This is a genomic window from Pseudomonas sp. Y39-6 (assembly GCF_023651955.1).
GTDB lineage: Bacteria > Pseudomonadota > Gammaproteobacteria > Pseudomonadales > Pseudomonadaceae > Aquipseudomonas > Aquipseudomonas veronii.
This window is the reverse complement of the sequence record NZ_CP069594.1, coordinates 2,825,668-2,844,566: the sequence shown is the minus strand read 5'-3', so window position 1 is coordinate 2,844,566 and position 18,899 is coordinate 2,825,668. Positions and strand designations below refer to the sequence as shown.

Annotated in this window: 17 protein-coding genes and 2 pseudogenes; 3 read left to right on the top strand and 16 right to left on the bottom strand. The window is 59.1% G+C overall.

Annotation, left to right across the window (positions count from 1 at the left end; genetic code table 11):
- Nucleotides 1–16 precede the first annotated feature (16 nt).
- The 12 genes from JN756_RS13105 to JN756_RS13050 all read right to left on the bottom strand — a co-directional run bounded on the left by JN756_RS13105 (nt 17) and on the right by JN756_RS13050 (nt 12,707).
- Nucleotides 17–475, bottom strand: a complete 459-nt coding sequence (locus JN756_RS13105; protein ID WP_046383831.1) for a GDP-mannose mannosyl hydrolase — start codon at nt 473–475, stop codon at nt 17–19.
- Nucleotides 476–480: 5 nt separating this feature from the next.
- A complete protein-coding gene (locus JN756_RS13100; protein WP_108526500.1) occupies nt 481–1,689 on the bottom strand; it encodes a glycosyltransferase WbuB in 1,209 nt (402 codons plus the stop codon).
- Nucleotides 1,689–2,666: a GDP-L-fucose synthase gene (gene fcl / locus JN756_RS13095; RefSeq protein WP_046383833.1), complete on the bottom strand. Its 978-nt coding sequence runs from the start codon at nt 2,664–2,666 to the stop codon at nt 1,689–1,691. The genes JN756_RS13100 and fcl overlap by 1 nt, the downstream gene beginning before the upstream one ends.
- Before the next feature lie 2 nt (nt 2,667–2,668).
- A complete protein-coding gene (gene gmd / locus JN756_RS13090) occupies nt 2,669–3,790 on the bottom strand; it encodes a GDP-mannose 4,6-dehydratase (protein ID WP_046383834.1) in 1,122 nt (373 codons plus the stop codon).
- 69 nt (nt 3,791–3,859) lie between these two features.
- Nucleotides 3,860–4,795, bottom strand: a complete 936-nt coding sequence (locus JN756_RS13085; protein ID WP_198864908.1) for a glycosyltransferase family 2 protein — start codon at nt 4,793–4,795, stop codon at nt 3,860–3,862.
- Nucleotide 4,796: 1 nt separating this feature from the next.
- The gene (locus tag JN756_RS13080) at nt 4,797–5,756 is read right to left on the bottom strand and encodes a nitroreductase family protein (protein WP_162231516.1); all 960 of its coding nucleotides are present in this window, start codon (nt 5,754–5,756) and stop codon (nt 4,797–4,799) included.
- Between the two features lie 14 nt (nt 5,757–5,770).
- The gene (locus tag JN756_RS13075; protein WP_046488489.1) at nt 5,771–6,322 is read right to left on the bottom strand and encodes an LbetaH domain-containing protein; all 552 of its coding nucleotides are present in this window, start codon (nt 6,320–6,322) and stop codon (nt 5,771–5,773) included.
- On the bottom strand, nt 6,319–7,482 hold the full coding sequence (locus JN756_RS13070; protein ID WP_169882073.1) for a polysaccharide pyruvyl transferase family protein: 1,164 nt from the start codon (nt 7,480–7,482) through the stop codon (nt 6,319–6,321). Before JN756_RS13070 ends, JN756_RS13075 begins: the two co-directional genes overlap by 4 nt.
- Nucleotides 7,479–8,669: an O-antigen ligase family protein gene (locus JN756_RS13065; protein WP_046488493.1), complete on the bottom strand. Its 1,191-nt coding sequence runs from the start codon at nt 8,667–8,669 to the stop codon at nt 7,479–7,481. Before JN756_RS13065 ends, JN756_RS13070 begins: the two co-directional genes overlap by 4 nt.
- Nucleotides 8,666–10,003: an MATE family efflux transporter gene (locus tag JN756_RS13060; RefSeq protein ID WP_046488494.1), complete on the bottom strand. Its 1,338-nt coding sequence runs from the start codon at nt 10,001–10,003 to the stop codon at nt 8,666–8,668. The genes JN756_RS13065 and JN756_RS13060 overlap by 4 nt, the downstream gene beginning before the upstream one ends.
- Before the next feature lie 6 nt (nt 10,004–10,009).
- The gene (locus JN756_RS13055; RefSeq protein WP_126589020.1) at nt 10,010–12,229 is read right to left on the bottom strand and encodes a polysaccharide biosynthesis tyrosine autokinase; all 2,220 of its coding nucleotides are present in this window, start codon (nt 12,227–12,229) and stop codon (nt 10,010–10,012) included.
- 37 nt (nt 12,230–12,266) lie between these two features.
- A complete protein-coding gene (locus JN756_RS13050; protein WP_126589021.1) occupies nt 12,267–12,707 on the bottom strand; it encodes a low molecular weight protein-tyrosine-phosphatase in 441 nt (146 codons plus the stop codon).
- A 237-nt stretch (nt 12,708–12,944) separates the two neighbouring features.
- Here JN756_RS13050 and JN756_RS13045 point away from each other — a divergent pair, with 237 nt between their 5' ends.
- Nucleotides 12,945–13,298 carry a phosphomannomutase gene (locus tag JN756_RS13045; protein WP_236255108.1) on the top strand — a complete coding sequence of 118 codons (354 nt, stop codon included), beginning with the start codon at nt 12,945–12,947 and terminating at the stop codon, nt 13,296–13,298.
- Here the strand turns inward: JN756_RS13045 and JN756_RS13040 are convergent.
- A complete protein-coding gene (locus JN756_RS13040; protein WP_046383843.1) occupies nt 13,285–13,905 on the bottom strand; it encodes a hypothetical protein in 621 nt (206 codons plus the stop codon). The two genes, JN756_RS13045 and JN756_RS13040, sit on opposite strands and share 14 nt — an antisense overlap.
- A 122-nt stretch (nt 13,906–14,027) precedes the next feature.
- Nucleotides 14,028–14,933 carry a LysR family transcriptional regulator gene (locus tag JN756_RS13035; protein WP_046383844.1) on the bottom strand — a complete coding sequence of 302 codons (906 nt, stop codon included), beginning with the start codon at nt 14,931–14,933 and terminating at the stop codon, nt 14,028–14,030.
- A 213-nt stretch (nt 14,934–15,146) separates the two neighbouring features.
- Here JN756_RS13035 and JN756_RS13030 point away from each other — a divergent pair, with 213 nt between their 5' ends.
- On the top strand, nt 15,147–15,758 hold the full coding sequence (locus JN756_RS13030) for a cysteine dioxygenase family protein (RefSeq protein WP_128192474.1): 612 nt from the start codon (nt 15,147–15,149) through the stop codon (nt 15,756–15,758).
- Nucleotides 15,755–17,338 (top strand): rhodanese-related sulfurtransferase, encoded by a 1,584-nt coding sequence (locus JN756_RS13025; protein WP_201022155.1) that lies wholly within the window; start codon nt 15,755–15,757, stop codon nt 17,336–17,338. The genes JN756_RS13030 and JN756_RS13025 overlap by 4 nt, the downstream gene beginning before the upstream one ends.
- A gap of 144 nt (nt 17,339–17,482) precedes the next feature.
- Here JN756_RS13025 and JN756_RS13020 read toward each other — a convergent pair.
- Both JN756_RS13020 and JN756_RS32405 read right to left on the bottom strand, forming a co-directional pair.
- Nucleotides 17,483–17,908: pseudogene (locus JN756_RS13020) on the bottom strand (DcrB-related protein).
- 865 nt (nt 17,909–18,773) lie between these two features.
- Nucleotides 18,774–18,879 (bottom strand): annotated as a pseudogene (locus JN756_RS32405) (RHS repeat-associated core domain-containing protein); the annotation flags it as partial.
- Between the last annotated feature and the right edge of the window lie 20 nt (nt 18,880–18,899).

The window sequence follows — 18,899 nt, the reverse complement described above, 5'->3', positions numbered from 1 at the left end:
GTCCTTCGATAGAGGGTCAGAAATAGGCACGGGTGTTCTCGTGTACACGTGGGCTGTAGCGCAGCTCATCCAGCGGCCACCAGCGGTAATGCCGGTGCTGCTCGGTGGGCGGTTCCAGGACCTGATTCTCGGCAAGGGTCAGGCAATAACCCAGCACCACGTAGTGGGTGTCCGGGCCGTTCCCGGCGTTGGCGAAGACGCTGTCATCGTAGAAGTGCTCGAACACACCCAGCAGCTGCGCATCGGCGCGTTCGAAGGTGTGGCCGAGTTCTTCGTGGGTCAGGCGGCGGAAGGCGTCGTCCAGGGTTTCGTTTTTCTGGATGCGCCCGCCGGGGACGAACCAGAAGCCATAGGCCGGCCGGTTGATCCGCAAGCCCAGCAGCGTATCGCCGTTGGGTTTCCTCACGATCAAGTCGATGGCCACCAACGGCGTCGACGTCACGACCGTATTGAAGGTCGGTAAATCAAGCCACATAAGCGTCAGACCTGTGCCATAAAGCGTTGGAGGACACGCTCTTTATCGAGAAAATCCGCGGCGTAGTTCAACGCCACCCTGTTGCGCACAGGCAATGCCAGCACCCGCTCGATCCCTGCATTCAGGGCGCTGACCGATTCGGGTTCGACCCGCACGGCAATGCCCGGATGCTCGTCGCACAGCCGGCCAAGGGTGGTATCGGGGTCGGCGGTGATGATTGCATTGCCGCCGACGGCCAGAATATTGGTCAACTTGGAGGGCAATACCGAATCCGCCGCGCCGCGTTTCTGGATCACCAGGTGGACGTCCGCCGAGGCCAGCAGCGCAGGCAAGTCTTCATACGCCTGCAACGGGGCGAAGACCACGTTATGCAGGCCCTCGCTGTGTGCGCGCTGCAGCAGGCGGGCCTGGCCGGCGCCCTGGCCGACGATCAGAAACACCAGCTCCGGGCGATGGACGTGAGCCTGGGCGGCATCGAGGATCAGTTCGAGCCCCTGCTTCTCGCCGATGTTGCCCGAGTACAACAGCACCCGCTTTCCCGCCGGCACGCCGAGCCGTTCCAGCAGCCCGCTGTTGCGCGGTACATCGAGGAAACGCTCGGTCTCCGACCAGTTGGGAAAGAACAGCAGGCGCTGCGCCTCGACGCCTTTGCCGGCCGCCTTCTCCAGCATGCCGCTGGATATCGTCGAGACCCGGTCAAAGCGCCGCAGCAAGCCGCGCTCCACGCCCCACGCGAGTCGCCGCAGTAACGGGCTGCCGCCCAGGCCCAGGCCGAACATCGCATCGACTTCATAATCCTGGATATGCAGCACGGACTTGGCGCCACACAGCCTGGCCAACAACAAGGCCTGGGGCGCGCAGAACAAGGTCGGCACCACCAGGATGACCAGGTCCGGTTTCCAGCGCAGTTGCCCCAATACCGCCAGGCACGAGCTGGCGGAAAAGCTGATCAGGTGCAGCAAGCGCTTCAGCGCCGTGGGCTTGCGCGGCACGTACAACGGGCAGCGCACCACCGTCACGCCGTCGACCTGTTCGGTGCGAAAACGCCACGCCGAGTAGCCCTCGCCGACCTGCCATTGCGGGTAATACGGCGGCGCCGTGACCACCCGCACCGCGTGACCCTTGCTGGCGAGCCAGCGCGCCTGTTCACCGCTGTACTTGCCGATGCCGGTCAGCTCGGGGCTGTAGTTGATGCCATACAAAAGGATCTTCATTAATGGCCCCGAGGCTGTTCGAGGGCCGCGAGATACGCGTTGTAGGCATCGCGCAGCCCCTCCTCCAACGGCACGTAGGCTTCCCAGCCGAGGGCGTTGATACGGCTGACATCGAGCAACTTGCGCGGCGCACCGTCGGGTTTGCTGGTATCGAACCGCAAACGGCCCTTGAAGCCCGTGACCCGGGCCAGCGCCTCGGCCAGTTCGCGGATGGTGCAATCCACGCCGGTGCCGACGTTGACGTGGGAACGCATGGGCTCGGTGTGTTCGCCATAGCCCTCCTGGCTGAGTTCCATCACATGCACGCTGGCGGCCGCCATGTCATCCACATGCAGGAACTCGCGCCGTGGCGCGCCGCTGCCCCAGATCAGCACTTCTTCGTCACCGCGCTGTACCGCCTCATGAAAACGGCGCAGCAAGCCGGCGATCACATGGCTGTTGTCCGGGTGGTAGTTGTCGCCCGGGCCGTACAGGTTGGTCGGCATCACACTGCGGTAATCGCGCCCGTGCTGGCGGTTGTAGCTTTCGCACAACTTGATGCCGGCGATCTTGGCCACGGCGTAGGGTTCGTTGGTCGGTTCCAGCGAGCCGGCAAGCAGCGCCTGCTCGGTCATCGGCTGGGCGGCGAGCACCGGGTAGATGCACGACGATCCGAGGAACAACAACTTGAACACCCCATGAGTGTGGGCGGCGTGGATCACATTGGCCTGGATCATCAGGTTCTGGTAGATGAAATCGGCGGGGTACGTGGCGTTGGCGTGAATCCCACCGACCCTGGCCGCCGCCAGGTACACCTGGTCGACCCGTTGTTCGGCGAAATACGCGTGCACGGCCGCGGGGTCCAACAGGTCCAGTCGATCGCGGCCGGCGGTGAGGATCTGGGTATAGCCCAAGGCCCAGAGGCGGCGCACGATGGCCGAGCCGACCATACCGCGATGGCCGGCGACAAAGATCCGTGCGTTCAGATCACGTGCCATGCTCAGTTCTCCACGGCAATCGGCGCATCGTGGCCGTGCAGGCGCAGCAACGCATGGCGCCGCGCGATTTGCAGGTCTTCGCGGACCATCTCCGCACACATCTGCTGGGCGCTGATTTCCGGCACCCAGCCCAGCTTCTGCTTGGCCTTGGACGGGTCGCCCAACAGCGTCTCGACTTCCGCCGGGCGGAAGTAACGCGGGTCCACCCGCACAATCACGTCACCCACCAGCATGCCGGGCGCCAGGTCGCCGTCGATGTGCTCGACCACCCCGACTTCCTCCACGCCCTCGCCGACAAAGCGCAAGCGCAGCCCCAGTTCCGCCGCCGACCAGCGAATGAAATCGCGCACCGAATACTGCACCCCGGTGGCAATCACGAAGTCTTCGGGGCTGTCCTGCTGCAGCATCATCCACTGCATGCGAACGTAGTCCTTGGCATGGCCCCAGTCGCGCAAGGCGTCCATATTGCCCATGTACAGGCATTGCTCCAGGCCCAGGGCGATGTTGGTCAAGGCGCGGGTGATCTTGCGGGTGACGAAGGTTTCGCCACGACGGGGCGACTCGTGGTTGAACAGGATGCCGTTGCAGGCATACAGCCCGTAGGCTTCGCGGAAATTCACGGTGATCCAGTAGGCATACAGCTTGGCCACGGCATAGGGCGAGCGCGGATAGAACGGCGTGGTTTCCTTTTGCGGGGTTTCCTGCACCAGCCCGTACAACTCGGACGTGGAGGCCTGGTAGAAGCGGGTCTTCTTTTCCAGGCCAAGCAGACGGATGGCCTCGAGGATGCGCAAGGTGCCGAGGGCGTCTACGTCGGCGGTGTATTCCGGCGAATCGAAGCTGACGGCCACGTGGGATTGGGCGCCGAGGTTATAGATCTCGTCCGGCTGGATCTGCTGGATGATGCGCGTCAGGTTGGACGAGTCCGCCAGGTCGCCATAATGCAGGATCAGGTTTTTATGCAGGGCTTGGGGGTCTTGGTAAATGTGATCGATGCGCTGGGTATTGAACGACGAAGAGCGGCGTTTCAAGCCATGCACGACGTAGCCTTTTTCCAGCAACAGTTCCGCCAGGTAAGAACCATCCTGCCCGGTAATCCCGGTAATAAGCGCGACTTTTTTCATGTCTATCTCCCAAATAATAGGCGAGCGAAGGCCGACACCCGAACTTGGGTGTTTGTTAAAAACGGTCAGTTATTTCGGTATGGGCAGCGTCAAGTTATGTCCGGTCAACTTTGAAAGTTCGCGGACGATTGAGTCCTTATCGTCTAAGTGAGCGATCGCGGTTTCCAGTTCAAGCACCTTGGCGCCCACCAGAAAGCGGTACCAGTAACCTTGCAGCAAGTGATAAACCAGGCCGCTGCGGCCATCGAGAAAACCCAGTTGAACGATGTAGCGCCAGAGGAAGTACGCCGTCGAACTCAAGGTAAACGGCACGCGGTTATACACCCGGTTTTTAACCAGGCGCTTGAGCTTGGCCTGGAACGAACTGTGGCCCTCATTCAATTCATGGCGCACCGCAAACAACCCCAGGCGCGAGTTGATGATCTCAATCGCTTCACGGGTCGCGTACTGGTTGTGCTTGTGGGTGAAGAACGTCAAGTCGTGCAGGTTGTGATCGGCAAACCCGCCCTCCAGGGTGATGGTGCGACCCTCGGCCACCGAGATGTGCTCGTCCATCCAGCGATCTTCGATGCGCCCCTGCCCCGTGCGCCACAGCCGCAGCATCTTCAACGGGTAGCGGCCGCCATGGCGCACCCAGCGGCCCATGAAAATATGCTTGCGCTTGAAATTGATGCCGGTGATGCCCTGGTCCAGCGTCGGCAGCCGCGTGTTGATCTGCGCCGCCAGATCGGCCTCGATTATTTCATCGGCGTCCAGGCGCATCGTCCAGTTACCGGTGATCGGCAAATTATCCAGCGCCCACTGGAACTGCCTGGCCTGGTTGACGAACGCGTGCTGCACCACCAGGGCGCCGTGGCGCCGGGCGATCTCGCAGGTGTCGTCGCTGGAGAACGAGTCGACCACCAGCACTTCGTCGCTGAAGGCGCGCACCGACTCGATCGCGCGGGCGATATGCAGGCTTTCGTTGTAGGTGAGGATGATCACACTGACGGTTTCGCGTTTCATGTCAGCCACCGTGCAGTTGCAGAATTTCGGCGGTCTGACGCCGTGGCGAACGCGCGGCCCGGAAGTGGCTTTCCAGAGGCTTGCCCACCGCGATCATCATGATCAACCGCTCGCTGGCTTCGATACCGCCCACGCTGCGAATTTTCTTTTCCACTGCGTTCAGGATCGCCAGGTTCAACGGGCAAGCGCCCAGCCCATTGGCATGACACGCCAGCAGCAAGCCCATGGAAAACAACGCACCGTCGACATACAGCTGGTTACGCTGGCCGGCACCACCCCAGGCGGTCACTTCTGAGGTGACCACGAACAGGTTGTCCACGGAATGCGCAAAGCCACGTGAGCCACCTTGCAGCTCGAGCATTTGCGCAATCACCGCACGGTCCTGGTAGACATGCACCCGCGACGACTGGCGATTGCATTGCGACGGTGCCGACTGCGCCAGCTCCACCAGCGAGGTAAGCAAGCAGCTGTCAAGCTTGCCGGGCTGGAACATCCGGCAACTGGAGCGCGACTGCAGGAACGCCTTGGCGTCCAACTCGCCATTGCCCAGCCACGGCGCGGCGCGCTTGGTGCCGCCATTGCCTAGGGTGCCGTCGCGCTTAAGATGCTCGACATAAGCATCCAGATAAAACAGAAAGTCATCGCTCAAACCCAGAGTACGATGCAGGTCGAGATAACCCTGGAAGGCGCCCAGAGCCATTTCCAGCGGTAACGCTGAGTAGGTGCGGTCGTACTCGTTGAGCATATGAATGATGCCGTTGATTTTGTCCTTTCCGAACAACGGTTTGGGCTCCTTGAGCGACAAGCCTTTTTCAACGGTGTGGGTTTCAATTAGGATTTTGTAAAACAACTTCTTGTTGCGGTTCGCGAACGGCGAATACCCGTTGTGGCGAACAAACGTATACATGTCGCGAAAAAACTCGCTCAAGAAAAACATCAACTTCCATGTCTTATCCATCATGCGCTTTACCTGTTTCATTGTGCGATGTCTCTCGGTTTGATGGGGCGGCAGGGCGCGCCGACGCAAATCATCCAGGCCGGCAAATCGGTGGTGACCACCGAGCGCGCGCCAACCACACAACCCTCGCCCACCAGACAACCCGGATGGATGAACGACTCGGCGGCAACCCATACGTGGTCCTTGATGACGATCTCTCGAGTTACCAGCGGCCGCAGCAAGCTGCGAGTGTCATGGGTGCCCGCGCATAAAAAACTGCGTTGGCTGATGGCGACTTTTGATCCAATGGTGATCCTGGCCATGGCGTACACATCCACTCCATCGGCGATGGCTGTAAAGTCACCGACTTCAAGGTTCCACGGTGCCCAGATGCAGCATGTGGGTGCGATGCGGCAACCAACACCGATCCTGGCGCCGAAACAGCGCAGCAGGAAACACCGCCAGCCATGCAGCATCCAGCGTGGCGTGGGGCGAAACAGCAACTGATACACCGCGCCCCATACCAGGCGCCGAGCCTTGTTGCTGCGGGGCAAGGTGTCTACATACTTCAGGCGTTCAAAACCACTCATGACTTGATCGCCGCAAGCTGTTCCAACAAATAGCGCTCACCCACTTGCTGCAACGCCTGACGCCGAGCGCGCACCGCGACCCAGTCAATCGGCGCAGCAATCAAGCTATGCACCTGATCGGTGTTGTCAGCCGGCAAAAAGCGCTGGGACAGTTCCAGCTTTGCCAGCAGATTGCGCACGCGGGCGTTGAGCGAGGCCTTGCTGCCCGGCAAGCCAACGGCAATAAACGGCTTCTCGAAAATGATCGCGAACACTGTTGCATGGAAAGAGTTGGTCACCACATATGCCGACTCCTTCAACAACTTGAGCCAGTCCTGCGGTCCTACTTGCACCGTCTGGCCGATCTGCCGCCAGCGCCGGTGCGCGTTATAGGGTGAAACAATCGGTCCAGCGACGTGCCAGGACAACGCCTGGGCGACCTCCCTGACGCCGACGCCAGTACGCAGCGCATAACAGAACACATGGCCGCTGCGCGTCTGGGTGGACGTGGCCAGCAACGCCGAGTAATCGCGGTGCAGCAGCGTCGGGTCGGGCACACACTGGGCCGTCAGCCCCGAAACCTGTTGGACAATTTCCACCCCGCTCTCTTCACGCACGCTGACCGCTGACAGTTGCTTGAGCAGCACCTCGGCTTCAGCATGGTACTCAGGCTCCAGGTACTCCTTGCCAAAGCTCGCGGCGTAAGAGATGCGCCGAATAGCCTTGTCGCAATCGAAAGCGAGAAAATAGGCGGGGTCCAGGCCTGTCTGGCCCGAAGGATTCCAAATCTGGTCACTGCCTGCCACCAGCAACTGCTGGCCGCGGACCGCTTGGTTGAGCTGATCTGCACAGGTATAGCGCGGCCCGTCGATATTCAGGAAGCGCACCTTGAACGCCTCAAACTGACGAGATTGGGCGTTAGCCCCAAACACCCGGGTTTTCAAAGACAGGGTTTTCAAGTACAGCGCCTTGAGATTGCCCTTGAAGTGACGTGGATTCAGCAGCTGTTTGAGCTCGCTGCCGTCTTCGACGTACGCCGGATGGTAGTTAATCAGGCTGACCTGCAAGCCCTGTTGCTGCAACCAACGCTGCAACGCATAGGCTTGCAACACAGCGCCGAAGTTCTCACTGAAATGGTACGTCAGTATCCCAGCCCTGACGGGGCGTACAGATGCGCTCATGATCCAGCCTGTCTTAATAAGGAATGTGTAGAGGGTGTAGGCAGGACAAAGGCCTGGCGCGCAGGTGCTGCTTTATTGAGCAGACCGATGAATATCGACCACACCAACAAATAGCTGCCGTCAAAAGTGGTGAAGAACTGATAACTGGTCTTGAACGAAAAGATCAGCAGGATCGCCCCCACCGCCAGCGACACGGAGTTGCGTGGCAAGGTGCTGAACAGGAGACCAAATAGCACGACCCCCACCAAGCCCAACTTCGCGAGTACGCCCCAATACCCGTTCTCGATGTCAAACTTGGAATTCTCGAACCAACGCTCGTCATTGGTTGGCACCCCCGGCGTCAATTGCTTCGCCAGGCCATTACCGAGAAACACCGTGGCCGGGCTCTCCAGAAAGGACGTCTTGGCGTGAGAGATCTCGAAGGCACGGGTGACGTCCTCGCCCTTCTCCTCAAACAAATATGTGGCAAAGCGCGACACAGCCAGGGGGCTGGCATAAAACGTCAGAGTGCCCAAGGCAACAATGGCCACTACTAGCACCGCAAGAGATTTGAGCTTGCGCTGGGTGATCGCTGATAACAGGATCATCACCGCCATCGCCGCCAGGATGGTCTTGGAGCCGGCCGCCAGCAGTGTCACCGCAAGGATCAGCATCAACGCGATCTTGCGCTGGCAACAGGCATAGAAAAACAGCAGCACGGCCGAGCTAGTGGGAAACAGCATGATCCTGCCCACCTCGTCACTGGACTTGGAGGCAGCGTTGGTCAAGTCAATACCAACGCCATACAGGCTCACTTGCAGCAACTGACCAAGAGCAAAAATGTAAATCGCCCGTTCGATGATGCGGCGATAGCTGACGCTGTGGGCGCGGGCAATTTTCTCCACATTGGCCAGCGCATAGCTATAGCCGGCCAACAGCAGCACAAAATAGAAAAACGGAATTCCGGAACGCAAGAATTGATACAAGGAAATTTTCGAGCCGCTGGACACCAGCACCTGCAGGACGCTGGCGCCAACCACGAGCGACAGCAAGGCTGCAGCCCGGGTGAATCCGCGCGCCGCATACACCACAAAGGGCAATAGCAGCAGCAATGCCAAGGGCTGCGATAGGTTATTGCTCAACGCCAACGGCAAGGCGAAAAACGTCAGCGGCAGGTATAGGGTCAGGCGCGCCTGGGACAACGTCATGGGGAAACCTCCCCAGCGAACTGCACCTTACTAATCAACCGCAGATACACCAACACCACCAGCTCTGGCAGCGACAACAACAACGAAGCCCCCAACAACGGGTCAATCCGGTCAATGCACAGCATCCACAATAGCAACACCAACAGGCTGCTCAGCGCGTAAATCACCGATGTACGGGTATGACGATTAGTGGAGATCAACATCGCCGCGAGAATGAACCAGGCCACGTTCAAAATTGTATGGGAGCCGATCAGCGCCAATGACACCCGGTCAATCTGCACCAAACCATGGCTCCACAGCGCAATAATCTGTGGGCCGCCCCAGATACCGGCGCCGTACACCAGCACGCACACACTCAGCACCAGGGAACTGGCGCGCTGGGTAAAGCGCCGAGCTTCCTCGAACTGGCCGCGCCCGGCCAGGCGCGAGATTTCTGGGGTCAGCGCATTGCTGCAGGTGATGCCCAACTGGATGATCAACCGCATCAAGGTTCGTGCCATGGTGTAACCCACCACTACGCTTGGGCCGGCGATCTGGTTCAGCAACTGCAAACCGCCTTGAAGGGTGATCAACTGTGCTAGCGGGATGGCTGCGCTGCCCACGGCGGGTTTCCAAATACCCCGAAACTCTGCCCAGGAGGCCGACGCCAGTCCAAGCAGCGGCCACGGCGAAACACGTCGCACAAACAGCGTCACCAACACAACGAACAGCGCTTGGCTGAAGAACATGCCTTGGGCCAACTGCAGCTCGGTACCGCCCAGCATCAGGATGAGAATCGACAGCACGATATCCAAAGTTCTGCGATTGGCCATGATAAAGACACCGCCGACGGTTTTGTCGATCACCCGGAACCATGCCTCAATCGGCCCACCCAATAAACGCGTACACAGGTAACCGGACATGAACACCACCACCAGGCTCGCCTGGCCAGGGTCGAGGCTCTTGAGCTTCAATAACCCAACCCAGTCGATCCACCGACCCAGGGTCAATGAGAACAGCAACACCAGTGCAACCACCACCAGGGTGAATGCCAACGCAGTCTGCACACTGCGCCGCGCACCCGGCACATCCCCTTGGCTTGCGCGTACCGTAGCGCGAGTGGCAGAGGCTTGGGCAACGCCCAGGTCCAACAGGCTGAGCATCGACGGAATACCGGTGAGTACCAACCAATCGGCATAACGCCCGGTACCCCAGGCATGCAGGAAGAACGGCACCAGTACCAATTGCGCCGCCAGTGTCACCAGCTGGGTATAGCCATAACTCAAAACATTGAGGCGAAACCGGCTCGACAGCGAACGGGATACCAGCGGCGGCTTCTCAAGAACCTTGCTCATAAGTCGTCAGGCTTTGTCGGACTGGTAGGCGTAGTGGTAGTAACCGTAATCGCCGTAGCCGTAACTGGCAGAACGACGTTTTTCCACACCATTGAAGATCGCGCCCTTGAGCTCGATGCCGTTCTGATTAAAGCGCCGTAGGGTCAGCTCGACTTCCTTCGCCGAATTGATGCCAAAACGGGTCACCAGCAGGCTTGTTCCGGATTGACGCCCGACAATGGCGGCATCCGTCACCGCCAGCAATGGCGGCGTATCAATGATCACTAGGTCATACAGCTCGCTGACCTCGGCCAACAACGCAGCGAAATTGGGATGCATCAGCAATTCGGACGGGTTGGGTGGGATCTGCCCGCGACCGATGAAATCAAACAGTTCTACATCAGTTTTTTGAGTCGCCTCCTGCAATTGGCACCGTTTGACCAACAGATCCGACAAACCTATTTCCGCCGTAGTACCGAGCATTTTGTGCATATAGCCCTTGCGCATATCCGCATCGATCAGCAATACCCGCTGCCCAGACTGGGCCACCACCGCAGCCAGGTTTGCCGAGACAAACGTCTTGCCCACCCCCGGGCTGGGACCACAAATCATCAGGCGATTGTCCTTCGCCTCCAGCATCGCGAAATGCAGGCTGGTGCGCAGGCTGCGCATTGCCTCCATAACCAGGTCATTAGGATGATTCATGGCCAGCAGCGACGGCACCGCTGAGCGACCCTTGAAGGCACGGATTTCCTCGGTCTTTTGCAACGAGCTGAATGGGATCGATGCATACACCGGCAAGCCGAGTTTCTCGATGTCATCGGGGTTTTCCAAGCCACGGCTGAGCAGGCTGCGCATCAGCACCAGGCCCACCGAAAGCATGCCGCCGAGCAGCATCGCCAGCAGTACCACAATGACCTTGCGCGGCTCTACGGGCTTGCTGATGTTAGCGTCGGCGCTGTCGATCAAGCGCACGTTACCCACGGTGCCGGCCCGCATCACATCCAGTTCCTGGGAACGATTGAGCAGTTGGGTATAAATCTCGGTGCCCACCTGTACATCTCGGGTCAGGCTCAACAGTTCTTGCTGGGTGCTGGGCAGACCTTCGATCCGTTTGGTCAATTGCGCCTGCTTACCGGTGAGTTCATCAAGCTTGGCCAATAACGCACGGTAGGCCGGATGTTGACGGGTGAACTTGCGGTCCATTTCGGCCTGTTGCAGCTTGAGCTCGGAGATGCCGGTGTCCAGGGCCACCACCTGATCGAGCACAGCCTTGGCTTCGAGGCTAATGTCGATGGATTTGCTCCGGGTCTGAAAGCTATTCAGCGCGCTTTCAGCCTTCTCCAAGTCGCGGCGCACCTGTGGCAATTGATCATTGAGGAACGCTAGGCTCTGCGCCGCCTCGGCTGAAGTGCGGTCAACATTTTGGCGCACATACAGGCTGGAGATTTCATTCAGCGTACGCACCGCCAAAGCTGGGTGTGTGCTCTCCAGCGATAGGCTGATGATCCCCGATTCCTTACCGCGTTCCACCACATTGAGCAGGTCCTGATAATCAGCAACTGCATCCAGGCGTGGCTTGCGTACAATCTTGAAACGCGCCCCCGGGTTAGCCCGCAGGACTTCGACCAGCACCTCCACGCCGTCCTCGGCGAAAGGTTCGCCGACGCGGCCCGCAGCGATCTGCCGATCGTCCTCGTCAAACAGTTGGTAGCTCTGATCATCTCCGGTCACCAGCACCAGGGTGGTACCCAGTAGTGCGGCCGGTAGCTTCAACGTCGCTAGGCTCAGGCGCTCTCCACCGGCACTATAGCGGCTGATGCCGAACAGTGGCGGTGCGATATCGCCCGGGGTTTGCGGCGCATAATGCCGGGCAAGAAAGCCGCCAATCAACGGGAAGTGCTGGGGTGTGATGGTAATGTCCAACTTCAAGGTATCGACCGTCTTGCCGATGATCGTGCGCGACTTGATCAGCTCGATCTCAGTCACCGCCGGTGATTCCTTGCCCAACAGACTACTCACATCGGAGAAACCGAGCATATCGTTTTTCTTCGGTTCCACTTGGATCAAGGCGTTGGCCTGGTACACCGGAGACGACAGGACCGCGTAGGCTGCGCCGATCAACATGCACGTACCGGTGACTCCCGCAATAAGCCATTTGTGATCGATCAGCGTGCCCAACATGCCGAGCAAATCGATCTCGTCATGATGCGGATTGTCAGCGGAGGCGTTCTGGGGTGAATACATAAATCGACTCTTCGTCCTTGCAATCGTTAAAAGGGCGTCAGCGCGCCAAGCGCTGTGCCCAGGCCTCTGCGGCCTGCTCAATCAAGGCATAGGCCTGCACAAAGGCCGGCTTGCCCTGTCGATAGGGGTCCCTGATTTCACGCTCTTGCTGCCACTTACCCAGCAGGAACACTTTGCCCCGGGCCTCGGGAGCGAGGTTGAGTACGCCGTCAACGTGATGCTGCTCCATCACCAGGATCAGGTCAGCCTCGCTCACGGCCTCAACGCTCAGTTGCCGGGCCCTGTGCTCCTGGGGAACATGCCCATGCTCTCGCAGGACTTCGCTTGCCGTGGACTCCAGCGGGTGATCACGCAATGCCGCCAAGCCCGCCGAACTCACCTTGATATCGGATGGTTGAAGGGCGGCCCCTAGCAGTTGTTGCGCAGTGGGACTGCGGCAAATATTGCCGATACACACAATCAAAACTTTTTTGAACAAGGCAACCTCCCACACACCGCACAGTAATAAATCGGCAAAGGGACTACCTTATCTCCAACTTTCAACAACCAACAACTTACGACCCTTTAATTATGATCACAGCTGACATAGGGCGACTATCTGTCGAGCAGGACAATAAATAACAATAATTGTATTATCCGACTAAAAATAACATTCCCTTACTTTTGCGCCTCTTCATAATAAAGTGCCCAACGAGTACAGCAACGAGGCACGGCCATGAAAAGTTCAAAGTTACTGGTAGAGCGTATTGGCCTGTTCCCGTCTTCGGGAAACATTCATGTCAATGTCGACAACTCGACAACGGTGGTTGAGCGAATGCACATGTTATATGCCAGCAACTCTTTAGACTTCGACGAATCCGGTTCCGGGCTGTCCATGGTCTTCGCCGACTGGCGCTTCAAGTTGCAAGTCAGTAATGCCCTGTCCGTCTGCCTGTGCGTAGAGAGCCGTGGCGACCGCCATTTCATGCAAACCAAGACCGACGAGCTACTGGCGAACATCTTCAACACCGAGGGACGCCCATCAACCGGTATGCCCGTTCAAGACTCGCCTCCACTCATTGCGCCTTGATCGGCCCGGAACCGACGCGCCACGCGGGTTCCTGATGGGCGCGTGACGCCCCGGAGACGCTGACGGCGACATGGTTAAGCAGGTTCTCGGCGTTGTACTTGGGCACCAGCGCACTCAATAACACGACCACTGCCCCAGCGCCGATCAGCGATGGCGACACATTGACCTGCGCGACATCTATTCGCCACAAGAACGTCAGCGCGGCCACCGCGCCCAATAACCCGCCCGCCAGCGCCTCGTTCAGAGGGTGGATGTACGGCGCGACACAATAAGCACTGAACCAACCGGTGGCGATCAATCCGGCGAGCGCCGCGGGCCAGCGCAAGGCCGGGTTGAACTGGCGCGCCACCAAACTCATTGCCACGGTGACCACCAGGCATGTGTTCATGGCGTGGCCACTGAGCACAGCAATATCAAGGTGTTGAAACGAAACGCCCCAGCCCTTGAACAGCAACTTGCTGAACGCCACGATTGAATAAGTGCAAGCGACGGTGATGAGCCATCCCTTGAGCGCCCGCGGCGACGAATAGCGCAGCCACACAGCGATGACCAGCGCGGCCGGAATCATGACGGTAATACCGCCATAGTGTGCGAGTTCTTCGCGCATGAGTGACCCACCTGACCCAGCAATTTTCCGCGCCCATCAGACCTCAGGCCCAGGGAAAACACAACGTTATCTAAGGTCAGGTTAAAGCCCTTGCCGCCCGCGCCCCTACACGCCCACAGGGGTCAAGCGGCGTTGCGGATCTTGTGCAAGGCGTCCGCCACCCACTTGCCGAACGCATCCACCGGCCCTTGCAGGTTACCGAGGAAGTGCGGGTAGATCAGCCACAGGTTCATCACCGGCTTGAAGTCCTTGAGCGGCATCACTGCCAGTTGCTCGCGGTGGGCGCTACGCTCCAGCAACGGGCGCGGTACCAGGCCCAGGCCCAGGCCGTCCGCCACCAGGCCCAGTTGCAGCTCGGTGCCGAAGGTTTCCAGGTTCACCCGCAACGCCAGGCCCTGATCGGACAAGGTGCGTTGCAAGCCGGCACGGAAGCCGCAGCCGTCCGGGTTGAGGATCCAGCCGTTCTGGTACACATCGGCCAGCTTGCACGGTTTCTTCGGCAACTGTGCCTTGGCGCAGACCACCACCAACTCCATCTTGCCGATGGATTCACCCACCACGTTGTCCGGGAAAATCTTGCCGGCCGGGAACAACGCCGCCGCCGCATCCAGCTCGCCGCGTTCGATCTTGCCGACCAATTGGCTGCCCCAGCCAGTGGCGACCTGGGCGCGCAGGTCAGGGTATTCGGTGCGCAGGTGCTTGAGCGCATCGAGCAGCACCACGTCGCCGATGGTTTGCGGCACACCGAGGCGCAACAACCCGGTGGGCGGCGCATCGGTGGCCACCAGTTCGCGCAGGGCATCCATCTCACGCAGGATCAGCCGGCACTGCTCATAGACGCGCGTGCCGATCAGCGTAGGCTTGAGGGGCTTGGTGTTGCGGTCGAACAGCTCCACGCCCAACGCCTGCTCGAAGTTCTGCACACGGCGGGTGATGGCCGGCTGGGTCAGTTGCAACGACTCGGCGGCATGGCTGATGGACTGGCACCGAATCACTTCGACAAAAGCATCGATATCGTCAATTTTCATTTGGGCCGCACATAGAAAACAGTCATTAAGATGTGTGCGAAGCATAGTTGCAGGCACGTTTTCTGGATAGCCCGGGCTGTGTTCGATAACGTCTAACACGATGCAGAGCGGTTCTAAATCACCTTCAGCTATAAGCTAATCATTAAAAAATAGCATATTAACTACAAACATTATGCTTAGATAAACCGATCAACAGTAGCCGATGGAAGTGTCATGACCCAGGCCAAGCACCCCGAAAGACTCAGGGCCTTCATAGGCGCCCTGGCGGAATTGATCGACGCTAATCCACGCGAAGGCGACCTGTTGCACCGTGGCGGCAAGCTGCTCGCGCAACTGGTCAGCCATGACGACTGGCTCCCCGACGAATACGCCCAACCCGACCCCGAGCGCTACCAGCAATTTTTGCTGCATGCCGATTCGCGCCAGCGCTTCAGCATCGTCAGTTTCGTATGGGGGCCGGGGCAAAGCACGCCGATTCATGACCATCGGGTCTGGGGCCTGATCGGCATGCTGCGCGGTTCGGAATTCTCCCAAAGCTTCGCGCGCGCCACCGACGGGCGCCTGGTCGCCGCGGGCCAGCCGATCCAACTGGTGCCGGGCCAGGTCGAGGCCGTGTCGCCCAAGGTCGGCGATATCCATCAAGTCAGCAATGCTCACCCCGATCAGGCGTCGATCAGCATTCATGTGTACGGCGCCAATATCGGTGCCGTGCGCCGCGCGGTGTACCAGCCTGACGGCAGCGAAAAACTGTTTATCTCCGGTTATTCCAACGCCTTTCTCCCGAACATCTGGGACTTGTCCAAAGAAAAGAGCCCTGCCCTATGAGCACCGTATCGCACCGCAGCTTTGCCCAGATTCGCCAGGCCCTGTTGGAGCGCGAAGAAGTCGCCCTGGTGGACGTGCGCGAAGAAGCGCCGTTTGCCGAATCCCACCCGCTGTTCGCTGCGAACATCCCGCTGTCCAAACTGGAACTGGAGGTGTACTCGCGCATCCCGCGGCGCGATACCCAGGTGACGGTCTACGACAACGGCGAAGGGCTCGCCAGCCGCGCCGCCGAGCGCCTGGTTGCGCTGGGCTACACCGCGGTCAGCCTGTTGGAGGGCGGCCTGGACGGTTGGCGCAACGCCGGTGGCGAGCTGTTTATCGACGTCAACGTGCCGAGCAAGGCCTTCGGCGAGTTGGTGGAGAGTGAACGCCACACGCCGTCCCTGGCCGCCGAAGAGGTGCAGGCCCTGCTCGACAGCCAGGCCGATGTGGTGGTGCTCGACGCCCGCCGCTTCGACGAATACCAGACCATGAGCATCCCCACCGGCATCAGCGTGCCCGGCGCCGAGCTGGTGTTGCGCGCCCGTGAGCTGGCGCCGGACCCGGCCACCCGCATCATCGTCAACTGCGCCGGGCGCACCCGCAGCATTATCGGCACCCAGTCGCTGATCAATGCCGGCGTGGCCAACCCCGTGTCGGCCCTGCGCAATGGCACCATCGGCTGGACCCTGGCCGGGCAGACACTCGCCCACGGCCAGTCGCGCCGCTTTGCGCCGACCGGCGAAGCCCATCGCCAGCTCGCTGCCCAGGATGCACGCCGAGTGGCCGACCGGGCCCGCGTCGGCCGCGCAAGCCTGGCCGACCTGCAACGCTGGCAACAGGACACGACGCGCACCACCTACCTGTTCGATGTACGCACCCCGGAAGAATTCGACACCGGCCACCTGCCCGGCGCCCGTTCCACCCCGGGCGGCCAACTGGTCCAGGAAACCGACCATGTCGCCAGCGTGCGCGGTGCGCGATTGGTGCTGGCCGATGACGACGGTGTGCGGGCGAATATGTCTGCGTCCTGGCTGGCCCAACTGGGCTGGGAAGTGCATGTGCTGGATGACCTGCAACCGGCACACTTCAGTGAAACCGGCGCCTGGATCGCCCCGGTGCCCGCCGCGCCCCAGGCCGAACTGATCAGCCCGCAGACCCTGGCCGAGTGGCAGGCCCATGGCGACACCGTGGTGCTGGACTTCACCGCCAGCGCCAACTACGTCAAGCGCCACATCCCCGGCGCCTGGTGGACCCTGCGCGCGCAACTGCCGCAAGCCCTGGCCAAAGTGCCGAACGCCGAGCGCTACGTCCTGACCTGCGGCAGCAGCCAACTGGCGCGCCTGGCCGTGGCCGAAGTCGAAGCCCTCACCGGCAAACACGTGTTCCTGCTGCAAGACGGCACCGCCGGCTGGATCGCCGCCCAACTGCCGCTGGAAACAGGTGAAACCCGCCTGGCCTCGCCGCGCATCGACCGCTACCGCCGGCCGTATGAAGGCACCGACAATCCCAAGGAAGCCATGCAGGCCTATCTGGATTGGGAGTTTGGACTGGTGGAGCAATTGGCTCGGGATGGGACACATGGGTTTTATGTGATCTGAGTCTGCCATCAGCGCGGGCTGCGCTGGCTGCGTGTGCATAGGCAGACGCGGCCGCATTCGAAATCGCTGATGACGCCCCGTCGAAGTTGATGTCCGGGCGCGCCGCCAAATGTGCGTCGACATGGAAGAACGGCTTGTAGGTTGTTAGTTAAGCACCAGTGTGTTTTTCAGGCCCGTCCACTGCGCGTTTTCGAGATCACCCATGGGCTGGGCCTTGATGTAACTCAGGGCAAGCAGTTGGCGAGTGCCAGGTACGATCAGCCCTAACTGATACTGATAAATGCGCTCGCCACCTCTGCCGAACTGGTTGTGGACCTCGAGGGCGTCAACATCTTGCCTGGCACCGACGCGAACATTTTGCAGTGGTTGTTAGCGTAGTTCCTGAACCTGCTGCTCAAGCTTTTTCAGTTGCTCTGTAAAGTTACTGCGCAGGGTTTCTCCATCAGCGAGCACGGCACGGGTGATGATCAATGAAGTGCTCAGGTCGGCGAATTTCAGAATGTTGATGGATGAGTCTTGGACATCATCAGTGGGCAGCGTGAATTGCAGTTCGTTGAGTCGATAGGTCATGGTGGGTGGGTTGCTCTGCCTGCCAGTAGTAGATTGGCTTGGGCGACATCGAGTTGGCAGTAATATCAATTCGGATTTTTATGATGCACGTCAAAGCCATCAGGGACTTGGCCTTTTGTCATTCTATCTACCCCTGCCCGGCCATATTTTTTAAGCGATTTTGGATCTTTTGCCACTTTCTTCAGATACTTTTCCTTAGCTCCGCCTTTTTTCCAAGGTTGGCACGCATCTTCTTGATTTCACTTTTCGTTCTCTTCTGATAAGCAGGTTTCAAGACCCCAGGGGTCAATCCACATGAATGGATTAGGTGTGTACTGATGGAAATTGAGTCTAAAAATCATACACCTGATACGCAGCAACAAACCCGTTGTCGATGGTGAACGAATTGGGGCTGTTATGGGTTTTGTACTTATCTGACAGACGTGCTTGTACTTGTGTAATGCTTTCTCCAATGATTATTCCACCGATCGAAACTTTTGGCACTATTGCGTTAGTCAAATCCATAACCACCTCTATTTCGGAGCATTCACTAATGCCCTGCCTACAAAAACTGGGCTATCGACAATTTTTTCGTATTTTACAAAATCTGTTGGGGCTACGCGTCCTTGGACTTCCCCATTCCGGTACACCTTCCAATAGCTGGATTAGTGGTTGCTTCCGCCCGGATGGTAGTCCGGGACATCTTTGCTTCCGGATTTTGTGATCCTAGTAAACTGCGTGTGCTGAGTCTTGTTGGTGTTAAAATTTGTGATGCTTTTGGTATAGCCTTTTTTCAATAACGACATTTCAACTTGCTGAGGCGTTTTGCCGAAAAGCTTGCTCGCCCACTTTTTAGAAATGTTTTTCCCTCCATTAAGGGCTTTAATGCAAGTTAACCCGAGAGGGTCTACCCATTCAATCGGGTTAGGCGCGAATTGGTATAGATTTAGCCCCCCCGCCAAGCCAATCGGATCCGGCGTCGTAAACCGCCCCCTAGAAGTCAATAATTTAC

Coding starts and splice junctions, on each gene's coding strand:
- JN756_RS13055 (WP_126589020.1), bottom strand. CDS start 12,229: ATGTATTCACCCCAGAACGCCTCCGCTGACAATCCGCATCATGACGAG.
- gmd (WP_046383834.1), bottom strand. CDS start 3,790: ATGAAAAAAGTCGCGCTTATTACCGGGATTACCGGGCAGGATGGTTCT.
- JN756_RS13035 (WP_046383844.1), bottom strand. CDS start 14,933: ATGAAAATTGACGATATCGATGCTTTTGTCGAAGTGATTCGGTGCCAG.
- JN756_RS13065 (WP_046488493.1), bottom strand. CDS start 8,669: ATGACGTTGTCCCAGGCGCGCCTGACCCTATACCTGCCGCTGACGTTT.
- JN756_RS13100 (WP_108526500.1), bottom strand. CDS start 1,689: ATGAAGATCCTTTTGTATGGCATCAACTACAGCCCCGAGCTGACCGGC.
- JN756_RS13025 (WP_201022155.1), top strand. CDS start 15,755: ATGAGCACCGTATCGCACCGCAGCTTTGCCCAGATTCGCCAGGCCCTG.
- JN756_RS13080 (WP_162231516.1), bottom strand. CDS start 5,756: ATGATGGATAAGACATGGAAGTTGATGTTTTTCTTGAGCGAGTTTTTT.
- JN756_RS13030 (WP_128192474.1), top strand. CDS start 15,147: ATGACCCAGGCCAAGCACCCCGAAAGACTCAGGGCCTTCATAGGCGCC.
- JN756_RS13075 (WP_046488489.1), bottom strand. CDS start 6,322: ATGAGTGGTTTTGAACGCCTGAAGTATGTAGACACCTTGCCCCGCAGC.
- JN756_RS13070 (WP_169882073.1), bottom strand. CDS start 7,482: ATGAGCGCATCTGTACGCCCCGTCAGGGCTGGGATACTGACGTACCAT.
- JN756_RS13085 (WP_198864908.1), bottom strand. CDS start 4,795: ATGAAACGCGAAACCGTCAGTGTGATCATCCTCACCTACAACGAAAGC.
- JN756_RS13105 (WP_046383831.1), bottom strand. CDS start 475: ATGTGGCTTGATTTACCGACCTTCAATACGGTCGTGACGTCGACGCCG.
- JN756_RS13060 (WP_046488494.1), bottom strand. CDS start 10,003: ATGAGCAAGGTTCTTGAGAAGCCGCCGCTGGTATCCCGTTCGCTGTCG.
- JN756_RS13040 (WP_046383843.1), bottom strand. CDS start 13,905: ATGCGCGAAGAACTCGCACACTATGGCGGTATTACCGTCATGATTCCG.
- fcl (WP_046383833.1), bottom strand. CDS start 2,666: ATGGCACGTGATCTGAACGCACGGATCTTTGTCGCCGGCCATCGCGGT.
- JN756_RS13045 (WP_236255108.1), top strand. CDS start 12,945: ATGAAAAGTTCAAAGTTACTGGTAGAGCGTATTGGCCTGTTCCCGTCT.